Source organism: Zongyangia acetica (assembly GCF_038739695.1).
Lineage (GTDB): Bacteria > Bacillota > Clostridia > Oscillospirales > Ruminococcaceae > Zongyangia > Zongyangia gallinarum.
This window is the reverse complement of sequence record NZ_JBBEWN010000014.1, coordinates 1-15,977: the sequence shown is the minus strand read 5'-3', so window position 1 is coordinate 15,977 and position 15,977 is coordinate 1. Positions and strand designations below refer to the sequence as shown.

Below are 15,977 nucleotides of genomic sequence, written 5' to 3'. Positions count from 1 at the left end.
ATTCAATGATAAGGTTCAGACACAAGGGCGACTTCTCCAGAACAACTCGGTTTTTGGAGAGAGCGAAAGAGGCCGTCCGAATCGGGGATCTTGACAAGTATGGTCGAGAAGGGGTCGCCGCCCTTGCTTCTGCAACGCCTATCGATAGCGGGCAAACGGCCAATTCTTGGTATTACAAGATTGAAAACCGAAACGGAACGGCAAAGATTACGTTTTACAACTCAAATGTTCAAAATGGGGTTCCGATAGCCATTATTCTTCAGTATGGTCACGGGACCCGCAACGGTGGCTGGGTACAGGGTCGAGATTACATCAATCCTGCTATCCAGCCTATTTTTGACAAAATTGCAGAACAAGCATGGAAGGGGGTTACTAAGCTATGAGCACTACGATTGACGAAAGAGTCGTAGAAATGCGATTTGACAACAAGCAATTCGAAAGTAATGTTCAGACCAGCCTTTCCACTTTGGATAGATTGAAGAAGAGCTTGAATTTATCCGGCGCTGCAAAGGGTTTCGATGAAATAGACAGCGCTTCCAAAAAGGTAAATATGAACGGCCTTGCGAATGCTGTGGAGTCTGTGCGTCTGAAGTTTTCAGCTTTGGAAGTCATGGCGGTAACAGCCCTTGCCAATATCACCAATTCCGCTTTGAACGCGGGAAAAAGGATTGTTTCGGCGCTTACGATAGATCCGATTAAAACCGGTTTTCAGGAATACGAAACGCAAATTGGTGCGGTGCAAACTATCCTTGCCAATACTCAGCATGAAGGAACAAACCTTCAGCAAGTAAACAGGGCGCTGGATGAACTGAATACCTATGCGGACAAGACGATTTACAACTTTACTGAAATGACCAGAAATATCGGTACGTTTACCGCAGCCGGTGTAAATCTTCAAACTACCGTTGATTCTATTAAGGGTATCGCTAACCTGGCCGCTGTTTCGGGTTCAACCTCTCAGCAAGCTTCTACGGCAATGTATCAGCTTTCCCAGGCGTTGGCAGCCGGTAAGGTTTCGCTTATGGACTGGAACTCTGTTGTTAATGCCGGTATGGGCGGTAAGGTGTTCCAGGACGCGCTTGTCAGGACTTCTGAACTGCTCGGCACCGGAGCAAAAAACGCCATCAACATGTACGGCTCGTTTAGAGAGTCCCTTACCAAAGGTGAGTGGCTGACAACTGAGGTTCTCACTGAAACGTTGAAACAGTTCGCCGGTGCTTACAGCGAAGCGGATCTGATTCAACAGGGTTTCTCGGAGTCTCAGGCCAAAGAAATTGCTCAGATGGCGAAAACCGCAGAGGAAGCCGCAACTAAGGTCAAGACCTTCACTCAGTTGTGGGATACTTTGAAGGAAAGTGCTCAATCCGGATGGACGGCAACTTGGGAAATTTTGATTGGTGACTTTGAGGAAGCAAAAGACCTGCTTAGCGAAGTATCCGAAACCATCGGCAACGTGATTGGCGAGGCTGCCCAAGCAAGAAACGATCTGCTCAGCGGCGGTCTCAGTTCCGGATGGAAACAGTTGCTGAACCAGGGCATTGCCGATGAAGCCGGCTATATCGAATCTATTCAAGAGGTTGCCAGAAAAAGCGGTGACGCCTTCGACAAGATGGTCGCAGATTCGGATAATTTCAGCGACGCTCTTAAAAAAGGGTTGCAGGAAGGAGTTATATCTTCCGATACCCTTTCGGATGCCGTCCATAACCTTAGAGATAAAATGACCGGCATGTCTCAGGAAGAGCGTAAAGCCGCCGGTTATACCTCGGAGATGGTGGAGCAAATCGAAAAACTGGACGAGGGGCTCAAAAACGGCTCCGTTTCCATGGATGAGTTTACGGAAAAGATTCTTAAACCGTCCGGCCGAGAGAACCTGATTCAGTCGATTTGGAATGCCGCTAAAGGGTTGATGAGCGTTATTGCCCCTATTAAGGAGGCATTCCGAGACATCTTCCCGCCTATGACTTCCGAACAGCTATACGCTTTTACAGAAGCGTTGAGAAATCTCACGGAAAGAATGAAACTCAGCGAAACGACTTCTGAGAATTTAAAGCGTACTTTTAAAGGCTTATTTGCTGTTCTTGATATTATCAAACAGGCTGTGACAGCCGTGTTTAACGCTGTTGGTTCGCTTCTTGGCGGTGTTGGCGATCTTGGCGCCGGAATACTCGGCGTGACCGGTACTTTTGGTGACTGGCTCGTTAAGCTGGACGAATTCATCAAGCAGGGCGACGTGTTCAACAAAGTTCTCGGAACAATCGTGAGCGTCATCAAAACGGTTGCCACCGCGATTCGTGATTTCGTAAAGGTTGTAGCTGAAAAAATCGCTTTCCCGGGATTTGAATTGTTACATTCCCTTCTTGAGAGACTGCACGCAAGGATATCCCAGATTGGCGACGCAGCCGGCGGTATGAAGAGCAGCGTTTCCTCAGCGTTTGAGGCAATGGGGAACGCCCTCGCTAACTGCCAGTTTATGCAGCTACTTCAGGCGATATGGGACGCGGTCAAAGCAATTGCCGGGGGCATCGCTGATGCGATGGGGAAAGTCGGTTCTTCGCTGATTGACAGCATCGGAAACGCTGACTTCAGCGGCGTTATCGACCTTCTCAACGGAATCTCTTTCGGCGCGATTGCGGTCGGTATTACCAAATTTGTAGGCGCTATCAAAGAACAGCTCGATTCCATCGGAAGCATCAAGGAATCTTTCATCGGTATTCTGGACAGCGTAAGAGGATGTTTCGAGGCATACCAGTCTCAGTTACAGGCTGGTACCTTGCTGAAAATTGCGTCTGCCATTGCGATTCTGGTAGCGTCGTTGGTGGCACTTTCTCTTATCGACAGCGCAAAATTAAGCGCTGCTCTCGGCGCCATTACTGTTCTGTTTGCTGATTTGATGGCTTCCATGGCGATTTTCAATAAAATCAGCGGCATGGCAAGCGGCGTTATAAGAAGCACGACCGCGATGCTGGCGATTTCCACTTCTGTGTTGATTTTGGCGAGCGCTTTGAAGAAACTTGGAGATTTGGACGCTAAACAACTCGCGACGGGACTTACCGGTGTTGCCGGTTTAACCGCCACGATGATTGTTGCCGCAAAATCGCTTAGCAAAGGCGGCCCCACTATTATAAAGGGTGCGTCCCAGATGGTTATATTTGCCGCAGCAATTAAGGTTCTGGCTTCTGCGTGCGAAGACTTATCCGCACTTGACTGGGAAGGACTTGCCAAAGGACTTGTCGGCGTCGGCGTGCTGCTTGCGGAAGTATCGTTGTTTATGAACACAGCGAAATTTAGTGGCCAATCCGTTACAACTGCCACCGGAATTGTGATATTGTCCGGAGCAATTAAAATTCTCGCGTCCGCCTGCGAAGACTTTGCACAAATGAACTGGGGCGAAATCGGGCGAGGGCTCACTTCAATCGGTATTGTCCTGGCGGAAATTGTGGCGTTTACCCGTCTTACAGGGAATGCGCAGCATGTTATAGCAACCAGTGCGGCTTTGATCGGCATTGGAGCCGCTATGAAAATCCTCGCGGCAGCGGTAAAAGACTTTTCCGCTATGAACTGGAGCGAACTCGCCGTTGGTCTTGTTGGAATGGCGGGAGCTTTGGCAACCGTTACGATTGCCGTCAATTTCATGCCTAAGAATATGATTGCGATTGGAACCGGTCTTATTGCTGTTTCTACTGCTCTTCTTATTATGGCTTCGGCTCTTGAGAATATGGGTGGTATGGAATGGAACGAAATTGCAAAAGGGCTTGTCGCTCTTGGTGGTTCTCTCGGGATTATGGCCGTTGGTTTGAGAGCTATGACCGGAACCTTGTCCGGATCTGCCGCTATGTTGGTGGCCGCATCCGCGTTGGCCATTCTCACCCCTGTTCTCAGCATTCTCGGCGCTATGAGTTGGACTGCTATTGTTAAGGGCCTGGTATCTCTGGCCGGTGCTTTCACCGTTATTGGTGTTGCGGGAGCAGTTCTCACGCCGTTGGTTCCCACTATTCTTGGTTTGAGCGGCGCTATGGCCCTGATTGGTGTTGCCGTTTTGGGGCTTGGCGCAGGACTTTTAGCTGCCGGAACCGGCTTGTCCGCAATCGCTGTAGGCTTTACTGCACTGGCAGCGGCAGGAACAGCCGGAGCGACCGCTGTAGTGGCGTCTCTAACCGTTATCATCACAGGCATTGCGGATCTTATTCCGGCTATCGTTGCAAAAATCGGCGAAGCCATTGTTGAGTTCTGCAAAGTGATTGCCAACAGCGCAGGTGAAATCGGGAACGCAGTGAAAGAAGTCGTTCTAACCCTTGTGGACGTGCTTATCGAGTGTGTTCCTGCTATTGCAGATGGGGCGTTAAAGCTTATTGCAGGTGTTCTTGAGGCGTTGGTCCAATATACTCCGCAGATTGTAGACTCCCTGTTCCAATTCCTCATCGGAGTGCTTGAAGGAATTGCCCGTAATCTGCCCGGTCTTATTCAGGCGGCCATCGACGTGCTTATGGCGTTCTTTGCCGGTATTGTTGATGCTTTGAAGGGGATTGATACCGCAACCCTGCTTCAAGGGATTGTCGGAATCGGTCTTCTGGCTGCTATTATGGCGGCTCTTAGCGCTGTTGCAGCTCTTGTTCCCGGAGCCATGGTTGGCGTTCTTGGAATGGGGTTGGTTATCGCAGAACTGGCGTTGGTTCTTGCCGCAGTCGGCGCGTTGGCTCAAATTCCCGGTTTGCAGTGGCTCATCAATGAGGGCGGTAATTTACTGCAAGGCGTCGGTACTGCCATTGGCAAATTTATCGGTGGTATTGTAGGCGGCTTTATGAGCGGTGTTTCCAGCCAGTTCCCGCAAATCGCTACTGATTTGTCCGGATTCATGACAAATATTCAGCCGTTTATTCAGGGCGCTTCCGCTATTGACCCGTCGATGATGGACGGTGTAAAAGCCCTGGCCGAAACGATTCTTATCCTGACTGCTGCGAATATTCTGGAGGGGCTGACTTCCTGGTTTACAGGTGGGTCTTCGCTTACTGGGTTTGCGGAGGAACTTGTTCCTTTCGGCACAGCTATGAAGCAATTTTCGGATGAGATATCCGGAATTGACGGAGAAGTTGTGGCTAATGCGGCGGTTGCAGGCAAAACACTGGCGGAAATGGCCGCTACGCTTCCCAACAGTGGAGGCGTTGTAGGTTTCTTTGCCGGTGAAAACGATATGGGCGCGTTTGGAGACCAGCTTGTACCCTTCGGCGAAGCAATGAAAGCTTTTGCTGACTCGGTTGCAGGCTTGGACGCCAGCGTGGTTACGGAAGCCGCAAATGCCGGAAAAGCTATGGCTGAGATGGCGTCTACGATACCGAACAGCGGAGGCGTCGTCGGCTTCTTCGCCGGTGAAAACGACATGGATGCTTTCGGCGAACAGCTCGTCCCGTTTGGTGAAGCGATGAAAGAATTTTCAATAGCCGTTACCGGACTGAACGCGGATGTGGTTGTCAATTCCGTTACTGCTGGTAAAGCTCTTATGGAGCTGGCGAATACCGTACCGAATAGCGGAGGTCTCGTTGCGTTCTTCACAGGCGAAAACGACCTTGATATGTTTGGAGAGAAACTGGTGCCGTTCGGAGAAGCCATGAAGCAATATTCCATTGCCGTTACAGGGCTGGACGCCAACGTGGTGGTAAATTCTGCAAATGCGGCGAAAGCTCTGGTAGAGCTGTCCAACAATCTTCCGAACAGCGGCGGCATTGTCAGTTGGTTTACGGGAGATAACGATATTGCCTCTTTTGGTGAAAAACTTGTCTCCTTCGGTCAGTCTTTCGCGGCTTATTACGCAAGCGTCAGCATCGTGGATGTTGCAAAGCTTAGCGGTGTTGTCATGCAGTTCCGTAATCTTGTGGACTTGGCGAACGGCATTACAAGCGTAGATACAAGCGGGATGTCTCGCTTTGCTCAGGATTTAACGAGTCTTGGCAACTCCGGTATTGAAGGCTTTATAAATGCTTTCAATAATGCCAGTTCCAGAGTGAGCGCCGCTGCGACATCAATGCTTACAACCTTTATCAATGCCGCTAACGCACAGAAGTCGGCGGTTGTTTCAACCTTTACCACTATGGTGAACAGCGTCATTTCTTCGCTTACAAGCCAGCAATACCAGTTTACGACTATCGGCAGCACAATGATGACGAATTTCATCACTGGTATTCGTGGGAAAGACAGCCTGGCCAGAAACACTTTCTTGACCATGATTAACGGATGCCTGACCACTCTTCGAAACAAATTCTATGAGTTCAACACCGTGGGTCAAGCCGTTATGACCAACCTTATTGCCGGAATCCGTTCTAAGGACCAAACGGCAAGGGATACTTTCGTCCAAATTGTCAGCGGATGTCTTACAGCGATTCGAAACAAGTATACGGATTTCTATAATGCCGGTAAATATCTTGTGGAAGGATTTGCCGACGGTATCACCGCAAACACCTATTTGGCGGAAGCAAGAGCGCGGGCTATGGCAGCGGCAGCGGCGAGAGCAGCCGAGAGAGAACTGGACGAAGACTCACCTTCCAAGGTGGGTTATCGAATCGGTGATTTCTTCGGCCTTGCCTTTGTCAATGCAATTTCGGACTATGCCGATAAATCTTACAAAGCCGGCACCAATATGGCGGCAGCCGCTAAAAACGGTTTGAGCAACGCAATTTCCAAAATCAGAGAATTTGTCGACGGCGAAATGGAGGTTCAACCTACAATTCGTCCTGTTTTGGATCTTTCCGAAGTACGTTCCGGCGCCGGCCGGCTTACCGCTATCCTGAGCAGAAGCCAGGCGATGAAGATCAGTTCTTCGATGAACCGGGAAACAACCGGGGAAATTCAAAATGGAGATGGCACGCCATCTGTTGGAAATTCCTATTCCTTTGTACAAAACAACTATTCACCTAAAGCACTGTCGAGAATCGATATCTATCGCCAGACGAAGAATCAGTTCTCCGCTTTGAAAGGATTGGTGGAAACATGATTTATTCGATTGTTGTCACCAATTATTTAGGTGACAGAATCAAGCTTGAGCTGGGGAAGCCTGATGTTTCGGGCTTCCTCATCAAGTCTATAACCGGTCTTGGCCCGGCAAAAGCCAACGTGAACACGACGGAAGTTTCGACCAACGACGGCTCTCTGTTTAATTCCGCAAGGCTGAGCCAAAGGAACATCGTGCTCGACATGGTGTTTATCAACACGGTTTACGGGGAAAGCATCGAAGACCTGAGGCAAAAATCCTACAAGTATTTCCCTCTGAAGAAAAGTGTGGAGCTCACCATCGAGACGGACAACCGATATGTGAAGACAACCGGCTATGTGGAGTCGAATGAACCGAACATATTCAGCTCTCAGGAAGGCACGCAAATTTCCATTATTTGCCCCGACCCTTATTTTTATTCGGCCGGAGAAGATGGGAACAACGTAACCAACTTTTACAGTATCGACCCGATGTTTGAGTTCCCGTTTTCAAATGAATCCCTGGACGAGCCGCTGCTGGTTTTCGGCGAGATTCAAATAAAGACGGAGGGCGTTATCACCTATCACGGCGATTCCGAGATTGGCGTGATGATTTACATCCACGCTATCGGACCAGCGACCAATATCAATATCTATAACACCGAGACTCGTGAAGTGATGAGAATCAACACCGAAAAGATTTCATCGCTGACGGGGAAAGGGATTGTAGCAAGCGACGATATTGTAATCAATACCGCAAAGGGTGAGAAAAGCATCACTCTGATTCGGGAAGGCGTCTCCTACAACATCCTGAACTGTCTGGACAAAAACACAGACTGGTTCACGCTGGCAAAAGGAGACAACATCTTTGCTTTTACCGCAGATAGCGGCGTTACAAATCTCCAATTCCGAGTCGAGAACAAAGTAATCTATGAAGGGGTGTAAGACATGGAACTACTGGTATTAAATACTACGTTTGAGTCTATCGCCGTCGTGGATACTTATGAATCTCTGATTTGGACGGATCGGTATAACGCATACGGTGATTTCGAAATCTTCTTTGCCATGGATACGGGTCTTCTCGAATATCTGAAAGAAGACAACTATCTTTGGCTGAAAGAGTCGGAACACTGCATGATTATAGAGGAAATCAAGATTGATTCCGACACTGAAGACGGCAATCATCTAATCGTGACGGGCCGGTCGTTGGAATCCATTCTTGAACGTCGCATTATTTGGGGGCAGCGAATTTTCAGCGGAAATTTTCAAAATGCGATCCAGACGATGCTGAATGAGAACATCATTTCGCCGTCAATTGCGGACCGAAAGATTCCGAATTTTACATTCAAGGCTTCCACAGACAGCAAAGTAACCGGACTGACGATTGACAACCAGTATACGGGCGACGACCTGTATACCGTTATCAAGGGGTTGTGTGAAGAGAACAACATCGGGTTCAAGATTATTCTGACCGATGACAATAAGTTCGAATTCAGCCTGTATGCTGGCGCAGATCGTTCGTATGACCAGACGGAAAACCCGTATGTGGTGTTCTCTCCGAATTTTGAAAACATCATCAACAGCAACTATTATTCATCCAAGGCCAACTTAAAAAATGTAACGCTTGTCGCCGGGGAAGGCGAAGGAGCGTCAAGAAAAACAACTGTTGTAGGGTCTGGTTCCGGTTTGGACAGGCGCGAATTGTTTACAGACGCCCGAGATATTTCGTCTGACACTGAAGACGGGCAGTTGCCGGAAAATGAATATATTGCTCAGCTTACCGCCAAAGGCGAAAAGAACCTTGCCGACCACGACAGAGTTACAGCCTTTGAGGGGGAAGTCGAGGTCACAAGGCTGTTTAAGTATGGCGAAGACTTTTTTATTGGCGATATTGTCCAGATTGCCAATGAATATGGGAACGAAGGATCTGCTTATATTTCGGAGCTGATTATCTCAAGAAGCAAAGACGAGCAATCCATCTACCCTACTTTTAAGACTATTTCAGAAAAGGAGGGAACGAGCTAAATGAGCGTAACTTATGGGTTTTACAACTCGCTAAACGGCGACCGCAAGTATAACGCCGAGCAGGTATCGAGCCTGTTTGACGGTTTGATTATCGATGGTGTGTTCGCTTCCATCGGGACGGCTTTCGCAGTAAAAGCAACGACGGGAATTACCGTCAATGTTGGAATCGGCAAAGCTTGGTTTAACCACACATGGACTTTGAACGATTCTATTCTTCCGCTGGAAGCCCCGGAAGCCGAAGTCCTTTTGGACAGAATCGACGCAGTTGTGCTTGAGGTGGACGCTACGGAATCTGTTCGGGCAAACAGCATCAAGTTTGTGAAAGGGACGCCGTCCAGCGCTCCATCTAATCCGACTCTTACAAACGAGGGCACTGTGCATCAGTATCCGCTCTGTTATATTTACAGAAAATTCGGAAGCTCCGCGATTACGCAGGCCGATATCACAAATATGGTTGGTACGGAATCTACCCCATTTGTCACAGCTATGCTGCAAACCATCAGCCTTGACGAGCTTCTGGGCCAGTGGCAGAGCGAGCTTGACCAATTTGTCGACGCAAGGCAGGACGAGGTGGACCAGTGGATTGCCAGCGAGGAATCCGACTTTACCGAATGGTTCGATCAGATGAAGGCGGATTTACAGGCGGAACAAACCCTGCTCGACCAATGGGTTGCCACTGAACAGGCTGATTTCCTGGCATGGTACAACCAGATGAAAGACCAGTTGGGAGAGGACGCTGCCGGAAATCTTCAAAACCAGATCAACAAGGACGAGATCAAGCGGATTCTTCTGGTCGGGTTTGAAGACGGAACAAAAGAGTTTTCGGAAGACGGAACGGTCATTACCTCTACCGCCAGCGATGGACGAATCCTGACTAAGACGTTTACGAACGGATTCCTCATTATGACGAGCGTGCTGAAAAGCGCTGCCGGCGCGGAAGTGGCGAGAGCCGTGAAAACTTTTAACGCCGACGGCAGTTTAATCAGCACTGTCGTCACGTATTCTTAACGTGAAAGGAGAAAATTCAAAATGGCAGAAGAAGATCTGATCTTTGGGAAAAACAGACATTTCTTCGGCGGCATCGAGCCTTCCAATATGCAGAACTTTACTGCGGTTATTGAAGGCGAGCATGTCAAAATTACAGCGCAGCTTCCTGCCGACACGGTTATCAACGGGCAAACGCTTTGCACCGTAGAGGGGGCCGTTATCCGAAGAAAGACAACGGATTATCCTAAGGACGAATTCGACGGAGAAGAGGTTGCCGTTATTAAGACCTCTACGACTTTTGTGGACAGCGCAACATCTGCAACAGGCACTTATTACTATGCAGCGTTCCCGTTTACCACACAGGGCGTCTACAACCGAAATAAGGCGAACCGCGTTGTGGTGAATGAGCCGGAGCCGATGGAGGAGTTTTCCGCGAAGTCGGTATATGTTTCCTCTTCCGATACGGTGAAAGTAGAAATTACTGCCAAGCTTCCGGACGGCGTTGCCGGTGCTGTAATCCGAAAGAGCACGACTGGTTATCCGACAAGCGAAACCGACGGTGATGAGCTTACGACAATTATGACAGACACCGTATATACGGATACTAATGTGACAGTCGGAACCACCTACTATTATTCAGCGTTCCCCTACACCAGCACCGGAGCCTATAACAGGAGCGAAGCCAACCGCACTAGCGTAACCCCGAAAAAGCGAGATTATCTGTTTGGTTACGATCTTGTCAAGTCTACCAGCAGCCCGAGCGGACGTGTTTCTTATCCTGACGATGTTGACAATGCGGATTTCACGCCGGCCAAGATGAATTTCGGCGGTAGTTTCAGCTATGGAGACTGGAACTTTGCCCCTGGCGAGAAATTTATGCCACGTCCGTGTATGCTGACTTACGCCGGCGTTGTGGACCATTATCTGAATCCAAACGACTACACGCAGAAGGCGGAAGGCGGGGCTTCCAAGGTTGCTGATATCTACTTTGGCGGCAACGCTATGATGGAATGGCCGAAGATCTACACCAAACGATGGGAAGAGGGCGGCGTATACCATTTCCGCTGCTCGGACACCCCGCAGGATGAGAGTTGGGAATGCTGGAGCAACTACGACAGGCTTAACAACCAAATCGATCACTTCTACACCCCGATTTATTTCGGTTCTAATGTGTCGAGCAAGCTCCGCTCCATCAGCGGGTGGGCCAACATGGTAAGCCAAAATGCCACGACTGAAATCAACTACGCGAAGGCCAACGGAAGCGACTGGTACACCGAAGTTCTTGCGGACAGGCTGCTGATTCAGGATTTGCTAGTCATGATGGGCAAGAGCACCGACGGCCAGACCGTGTATGGAAAAGGCAGATGCGATACCAATTCGGCTGTGAACACCGGTACCATGAACAGCAGAGGCATGTTCTGGGGTTCCAACAATGGTACAGATGGCGTGAAAGTATTCGGCATGGAGCATCTATGGGGCAATCTATGGAGACGCATTGCCGGCTGGATGAACGTGAAAGGTACACAAAAGGTTAAACTTACTCGAGGTACTCACGACGGTAGTACAGCCACAGATTACAACATGGATGGCAACGGTTATATTTCCGTAACCGGCGCTACGCCTTCCGGAACTTTCGCTGGATATATCAACACTATGAAAACTGAAGTGTATGGACGAATTCCCATTACGTCAAATGGTTCAAGCAGCACATATGAAGCCGATGGATTGTGGTATAGCAATTCCGGCACAATGTATGCGTTTGTCGGCGGCGCCTGGGGCATGGCCCTTCACTGCGGTCCGTTCTGCGTTTATCTGAATCTTACATCGTCCCATTCGGACTCGTCCTATGGCGCGGCTCTCTCTTGTAAACCACTTGCGACGGCATAGCCGTCTGAAGAGGAGAGGTCTGGAGAACCTTAGGTTCGCCGGAAAAAACAAATATTAAAAAATGGGTATGTACTGCGAAAAGCTGCGATTGTCGGCGGCAACTGGAACGGTGACCTTCGTTGCGGTCCGTTCTGCGTTTATCTGAACAATACGACGTCCAATTCGAATATGTCGAACGCGGATGAGAGGATAAGAGAGAATATATGAAATCCTATAACCACTTGTATGAGAACTGCATATCCGAAGAAAACCGAAGGATCTCCCTTAGCCTTGCAAAACACAGCAAGCGAATGCGAAAAATCATAAAAAGCCGGCACCTGTCTGACGATGCTCTGGTTGCTTTATTCTACGACTGGATTAACAACTATGAGAACGCCGAGCATGTGCCGGTTTATATTTATGATGGCATTACGCGCAAAGAGAGGGTTATCATTGTTCCCACAATGGAAGAGTTGATTGTTCAGCACAACGTTGTGAATGCTTTGAAACCAATGTTTTGCAAGGGCCTCGACCACTATATCAAAGAACGGTGGGGAGCCGTGCACTATATGCGCTACATGGACGATATGGTTATCTTCGGCAGTAACAAGAAGGTTTTGCACCGGACAAGACAAGCAATTTCCGATTATCTCGAAAATGAGCTTGGGCTTTCACTAAAAGACAACTGGCAGGTTTTTCGGTTCTCATATGGGAACGGCAAGGGGCGCGACCTTGACTTCATGGGATTTCGATTCTTCAGGAACTGAACGATACTTCGTAAAACCATCATGTACAAAGCCACGAGAAAAGCTAGAAAACTTTTCCGAAAAGAGAAGCCAACAATACACGATGCCCGTCAGATGTTATCGTATCTCGGCTGGATTGACTGCACGGATACTTATAAGATGTATCTAAAATGGATTAAATCATATATCAGCTTTAAGCAACTGAAACGCAAAATCTCGCAGCATGACAGATACGATGACCGAAGAGTGTACCTAAAGCTTGTCAAACCTTACAGCTCGAAAGGAGGATAAGGCGTATGGAGCTAGACTACCGATATGCCGAGAGCACGGTCAAGCCGTCCGCCCTTGAAATCAACGACGGCACGGTTTATCTGCGAAAAGACTATTCCGAAATTGTCCGAACCACTGAGCAAAACGAAGAAGTCACTTACTGGACATACCAGGAGGCCCAGATTACTACGCAGGAATTCAACGAGTATGTCAACATGCTCATGGCTCAAAATGCGATCAAGGGTCAGAACGATTCCGAGAACATCGTCAGCCTTATGGTTGGACAAGAAAACAATGACAATAATCAGCTCGCCGTTATGGAGGCGATTGCCGATCTGTACGAAATGCTTTTGTCAATGTAGGAGGTGCCGGTAATGGTTAGTCTTTACTGCACGCTTATCATCAATAAGCGAAGAACATTCGACCAAGTCCCGGAGAAAATTCAGGGCGAAGTCGAAGCCAGACTTAGGGAACTGGGTTATGACGTCAACGGCGATCCTGTTGCCGGGGAGGTCTAACCATGTTCTATATACTCACAAAACTATTTGTAGGAGGTAGTAAAATGGTAGCATTGTATGTTGCACTGATCGTCAACGACCGCAGGACCTTTGAGCAGGTTCCGGCCAAACTGAAGGCTGCTGTGAAGGCAGACCTTGAGGCTATCGGCCTCGACGAGAACGGGAATGCGATTGTAGAGTAATCCCGTCGGAAAGAAGCGGGGCCTGCTTAATTGTGGGCCCCAATTCTTTTTCTTTTTAAGAAGCTTTAGGGGATATTTTCCGTAGGCTTCTTTACTCATTTTCATAAGGAGGACGATGCGAAAAATGGAACCTTGGCTTCAAATGGTTGTAACAATTGTATGTGCAGTTATAGCTTCTTCGGGTTTTTGGGCCTTTATACAGAGAAAAAACGAGAATAAAGATGTAAAATCTCAGATGCTAATCGGTCTTGCTCACGATCGAATTATTTTTCTCGGGATGAAATACATTGAACGCGGCTGGATTAGCCAAGATGAATATGAGAATTTGCGTGATTATCTGTATAAGCCCTATGAAAAACTTGGTGGAAATGGCTCCGCACAGAAAGTCATGATTGAGGTGAATAAATTACCCATTCACACATCAACTTATCAACCGCAAGGAGGAGACGAAACATGATCTGGAGGTGATGATATGAGTTACAGCGTATCAGGAACTACAATCACACTAACAAGAGGCGATACATTTAAGGCTGTTGTTTCAATTACACAGCAAGACGGAAGCCCCTATGTTCCTACTTCTGGCGACAAAGTAAGGTTTGCCATGAAAGCAAAATACGAAGATCAAGTTCCTCTATTGGTCAAAGATATTCCAATCGACACGATGAGGCTGACGTTAAACCCAGAAGACACGAAGGATTTCGACTTTGGAAAATATGTGTATGACATCCAACTTACTAAAGAAGATGGGACAGTAGACACATTTATTACCAAGGCAACGATAAAAATCACAGAAGAGGTAGATTAAGATGAGCGAAGTTAAACCGTTCGAATCCATCAGCGGTTCTATCTCTGGAGAGTCTGCCTTATCTGGAACATTATCAGTAGCTACTGGCGGAGATTATGAAGTGTACTCGGGAGAGTATGAAGTAATTCCTTCAACAAACTCAGAGCAGGTACTCAAAACTGCCAGTAAATTACTAAGTAGAGATGTTGTAGTCGCTAAAGTTCCATATTTCGAAACAAGTAACGATTCGAATGGGAAAACCGCTTATATTGGAAAGGAAGTGTAGTTTATGCCAAACACAAAAGCAATCAATAAAGTTATATACGGTGGAAGAGTCCTTATTGACTTGACTGGCGATACTGTTACCGCTGACAAGCTACTTGCTGGATATAAGGCACACGGGGCAGATGGTAATATTGTAAATGGTACTTGCGATTATGATATGAATACGCAAGATGCTACTGCTACCGCTGCTGAGATTCTGTCAGGTAAGAAAGCCGGCGTTGGCGGTCGAATGGTTACTGGTGCTATGAAAAACAACGGTGCTGTTGAGGGATTGATTTCTGTAAAAGATGGAGAATACACAGTTCCTCAGGGTTTCCATGATGGTTCTGGTAAAGTGAAAATTCACCCGGACGAACAAGCAAAGCTGCTTCCTAATAACATTAGGGAAGGTGTGACGATTCTCGGCGTCGAAGGCTCTATGAGCGGAACCGAAGGTGCCAACCCTCAGGCCAAAACAGTGACCCCTTCTACAAGTCAGCAAGAAATTCTTCCAGATGAAGGATACAACTACTTATCCCAGGTTACAGTATTGGCAATTCCATACGAAGAAACTGAGAATCCACAGGGAGGCATGACTGTGACAATCGGCTAATGAGAGGTGATAACAATGTCCTTTAATAAAGTAATCTATGGAGGACGAACGCTTATCGATTTGACTGCCGATACCGTAACAGAAGATTCTTTGCTAGAGGGCTACACCGCTCATAAGGCAGACGGTTCTATTATAACCGGAAAATTCAAAGGCGGAAGTGAAACGGAAGAAATAGATCGGATTCTTACTTCCGGCTTAACTGACGGATATAAATATTTTCTGGATGATGGAACCATTATAAGCAACGATAAAGCAGGCAACCTCAAATTAACCAAGACTTTTTCGAATAATTTTAAAACCTGTACAACCATTTTGACCAACGAAGATGGAACCGAATTAGGACGAACGGTAAAGAATTATTCGGACGATTATCTTGTTATAACCACCATCGATCATTTAGGGCGCAAACTTGTCAAGACATTCAATACGGTATTGAAGACTTGCGTTTCCGTCCTTATGGATGCGGAAGGTGTACAGTTGGCTAAACAGACAAAGACCTTCTCAGACGATGGTTCGATCATTGAAACAGAGGTCGTTTATGGCAGTCAAACGACGTAATAAAAGTGTATACATCTCGGTTTATTCCTACACTATACCTGCATTTTGGCTGAAAAACCCAGTATTTCCGGGCGTTTTTGTTTCTATTATAAATTTGGACAGGAAAGCCGGACAGCCAGTCCGGCTTTCCCTCCATCTCGTGCCTAAGCTACAATGAGAGGAGCAACTGGCTGACCAATCACTCCTTGGGCTTGTATGTCCGTGTGA

Annotated in this window: 15 protein-coding genes; all 15 read left to right on the top strand. The window is 47.7% G+C overall.

Annotation, left to right across the window (positions count from 1 at the left end):
• The first annotated feature begins 5 nt into the window (after window positions 1-5).
• Complete coding sequence (locus WGC32_RS12135) at window positions 6-383, top strand: HK97 gp10 family phage protein (protein WP_176833374.1); 378 nt, start codon at window positions 6-8, stop codon at window positions 381-383.
• Entirely contained in the window at window positions 380-6,982 is a 6,603-nt protein-coding gene (locus WGC32_RS12130) for a tape measure protein (protein ID WP_342682254.1), read from the top strand. Before WGC32_RS12135 ends, WGC32_RS12130 begins: the two co-directional genes overlap by 4 nt.
• On the top strand, window positions 6,979-7,902 hold the full coding sequence (locus WGC32_RS12125) for a phage distal tail protein (RefSeq protein ID WP_256192136.1): 924 nt from the start codon (window positions 6,979-6,981) through the stop codon (window positions 7,900-7,902). The genes WGC32_RS12130 and WGC32_RS12125 overlap by 4 nt, the downstream gene beginning before the upstream one ends.
• A gap of 3 nt (window positions 7,903-7,905) precedes the next feature.
• Entirely contained in the window at window positions 7,906-8,982 is a 1,077-nt protein-coding gene (locus WGC32_RS12120) for a siphovirus ReqiPepy6 Gp37-like family protein (RefSeq protein WP_256192137.1), read from the top strand.
• A complete protein-coding gene (locus WGC32_RS12115; protein WP_342682250.1) occupies window positions 8,983-9,990 on the top strand; it encodes a hypothetical protein in 1,008 nt (335 codons plus the stop codon).
• Window positions 9,991-10,011: 21 nt separating this feature from the next.
• On the top strand, window positions 10,012-11,856 hold the full coding sequence (locus WGC32_RS12110; protein ID WP_342682248.1) for a hypothetical protein: 1,845 nt from the start codon (window positions 10,012-10,014) through the stop codon (window positions 11,854-11,856).
• Window positions 11,857-12,059: 203 nt separating this feature from the next.
• The gene (locus WGC32_RS12105; protein ID WP_342682246.1) at window positions 12,060-12,602 is read left to right on the top strand and encodes an RNA-dependent RNA polymerase family protein; all 543 of its coding nucleotides are present in this window, start codon (window positions 12,060-12,062) and stop codon (window positions 12,600-12,602) included.
• A gap of 275 nt (window positions 12,603-12,877) precedes the next feature.
• Complete coding sequence (locus WGC32_RS12100) at window positions 12,878-13,213, top strand: hypothetical protein (RefSeq protein ID WP_342682244.1); 336 nt, start codon at window positions 12,878-12,880, stop codon at window positions 13,211-13,213.
• A 12-nt stretch (window positions 13,214-13,225) separates the two neighbouring features.
• Window positions 13,226-13,369 carry a CD1375 family protein gene (locus WGC32_RS12095; RefSeq protein WP_342682242.1) on the top strand — a complete coding sequence of 48 codons (144 nt, stop codon included), beginning with the start codon at window positions 13,226-13,228 and terminating at the stop codon, window positions 13,367-13,369.
• A gap of 44 nt (window positions 13,370-13,413) precedes the next feature.
• Window positions 13,414-13,551 (top strand): CD1375 family protein, encoded by a 138-nt coding sequence (locus tag WGC32_RS12090; protein ID WP_256192442.1) that lies wholly within the window; start codon window positions 13,414-13,416, stop codon window positions 13,549-13,551.
• Between the two features lie 124 nt (window positions 13,552-13,675).
• Window positions 13,676-14,008: a hypothetical protein gene (locus WGC32_RS12085; protein ID WP_342682241.1), complete on the top strand. Its 333-nt coding sequence runs from the start codon at window positions 13,676-13,678 to the stop codon at window positions 14,006-14,008.
• 15 nt (window positions 14,009-14,023) lie between these two features.
• On the top strand, window positions 14,024-14,356 hold the full coding sequence (locus tag WGC32_RS12080; protein ID WP_342682239.1) for a hypothetical protein: 333 nt from the start codon (window positions 14,024-14,026) through the stop codon (window positions 14,354-14,356).
• A gap of 1 nt (window position 14,357) precedes the next feature.
• The gene (locus WGC32_RS12075; RefSeq protein WP_342682237.1) at window positions 14,358-14,621 is read left to right on the top strand and encodes a hypothetical protein; all 264 of its coding nucleotides are present in this window, start codon (window positions 14,358-14,360) and stop codon (window positions 14,619-14,621) included.
• Window positions 14,622-14,624: 3 nt separating this feature from the next.
• Window positions 14,625-15,212 (top strand): hypothetical protein, encoded by a 588-nt coding sequence (locus tag WGC32_RS12070; protein WP_342682235.1) that lies wholly within the window; start codon window positions 14,625-14,627, stop codon window positions 15,210-15,212.
• Window positions 15,213-15,227: 15 nt separating this feature from the next.
• Window positions 15,228-15,770 (top strand): hypothetical protein, encoded by a 543-nt coding sequence (locus tag WGC32_RS12065; RefSeq protein ID WP_342682234.1) that lies wholly within the window; start codon window positions 15,228-15,230, stop codon window positions 15,768-15,770.
• Window positions 15,771-15,977: the final 207 nt, after the last annotated feature.

Coding starts and splice junctions, on each gene's coding strand:
- WGC32_RS12135 (WP_176833374.1), top strand. CDS start 6: ATGATAAGGTTCAGACACAAGGGCGACTTCTCCAGAACAACTCGGTTT.
- WGC32_RS12130 (WP_342682254.1), top strand. CDS start 380: ATGAGCACTACGATTGACGAAAGAGTCGTAGAAATGCGATTTGACAAC.
- WGC32_RS12125 (WP_256192136.1), top strand. CDS start 6,979: ATGATTTATTCGATTGTTGTCACCAATTATTTAGGTGACAGAATCAAG.
- WGC32_RS12120 (WP_256192137.1), top strand. CDS start 7,906: ATGGAACTACTGGTATTAAATACTACGTTTGAGTCTATCGCCGTCGTG.
- WGC32_RS12115 (WP_342682250.1), top strand. CDS start 8,983: ATGAGCGTAACTTATGGGTTTTACAACTCGCTAAACGGCGACCGCAAG.
- WGC32_RS12110 (WP_342682248.1), top strand. CDS start 10,012: ATGGCAGAAGAAGATCTGATCTTTGGGAAAAACAGACATTTCTTCGGC.
- WGC32_RS12105 (WP_342682246.1), top strand. CDS start 12,060: ATGAAATCCTATAACCACTTGTATGAGAACTGCATATCCGAAGAAAAC.
- WGC32_RS12100 (WP_342682244.1), top strand. CDS start 12,878: ATGGAGCTAGACTACCGATATGCCGAGAGCACGGTCAAGCCGTCCGCC.
- WGC32_RS12095 (WP_342682242.1), top strand. CDS start 13,226: ATGGTTAGTCTTTACTGCACGCTTATCATCAATAAGCGAAGAACATTC.
- WGC32_RS12090 (WP_256192442.1), top strand. CDS start 13,414: ATGGTAGCATTGTATGTTGCACTGATCGTCAACGACCGCAGGACCTTT.
- WGC32_RS12085 (WP_342682241.1), top strand. CDS start 13,676: ATGGAACCTTGGCTTCAAATGGTTGTAACAATTGTATGTGCAGTTATA.
- WGC32_RS12080 (WP_342682239.1), top strand. CDS start 14,024: ATGAGTTACAGCGTATCAGGAACTACAATCACACTAACAAGAGGCGAT.
- WGC32_RS12075 (WP_342682237.1), top strand. CDS start 14,358: ATGAGCGAAGTTAAACCGTTCGAATCCATCAGCGGTTCTATCTCTGGA.
- WGC32_RS12070 (WP_342682235.1), top strand. CDS start 14,625: ATGCCAAACACAAAAGCAATCAATAAAGTTATATACGGTGGAAGAGTC.
- WGC32_RS12065 (WP_342682234.1), top strand. CDS start 15,228: ATGTCCTTTAATAAAGTAATCTATGGAGGACGAACGCTTATCGATTTG.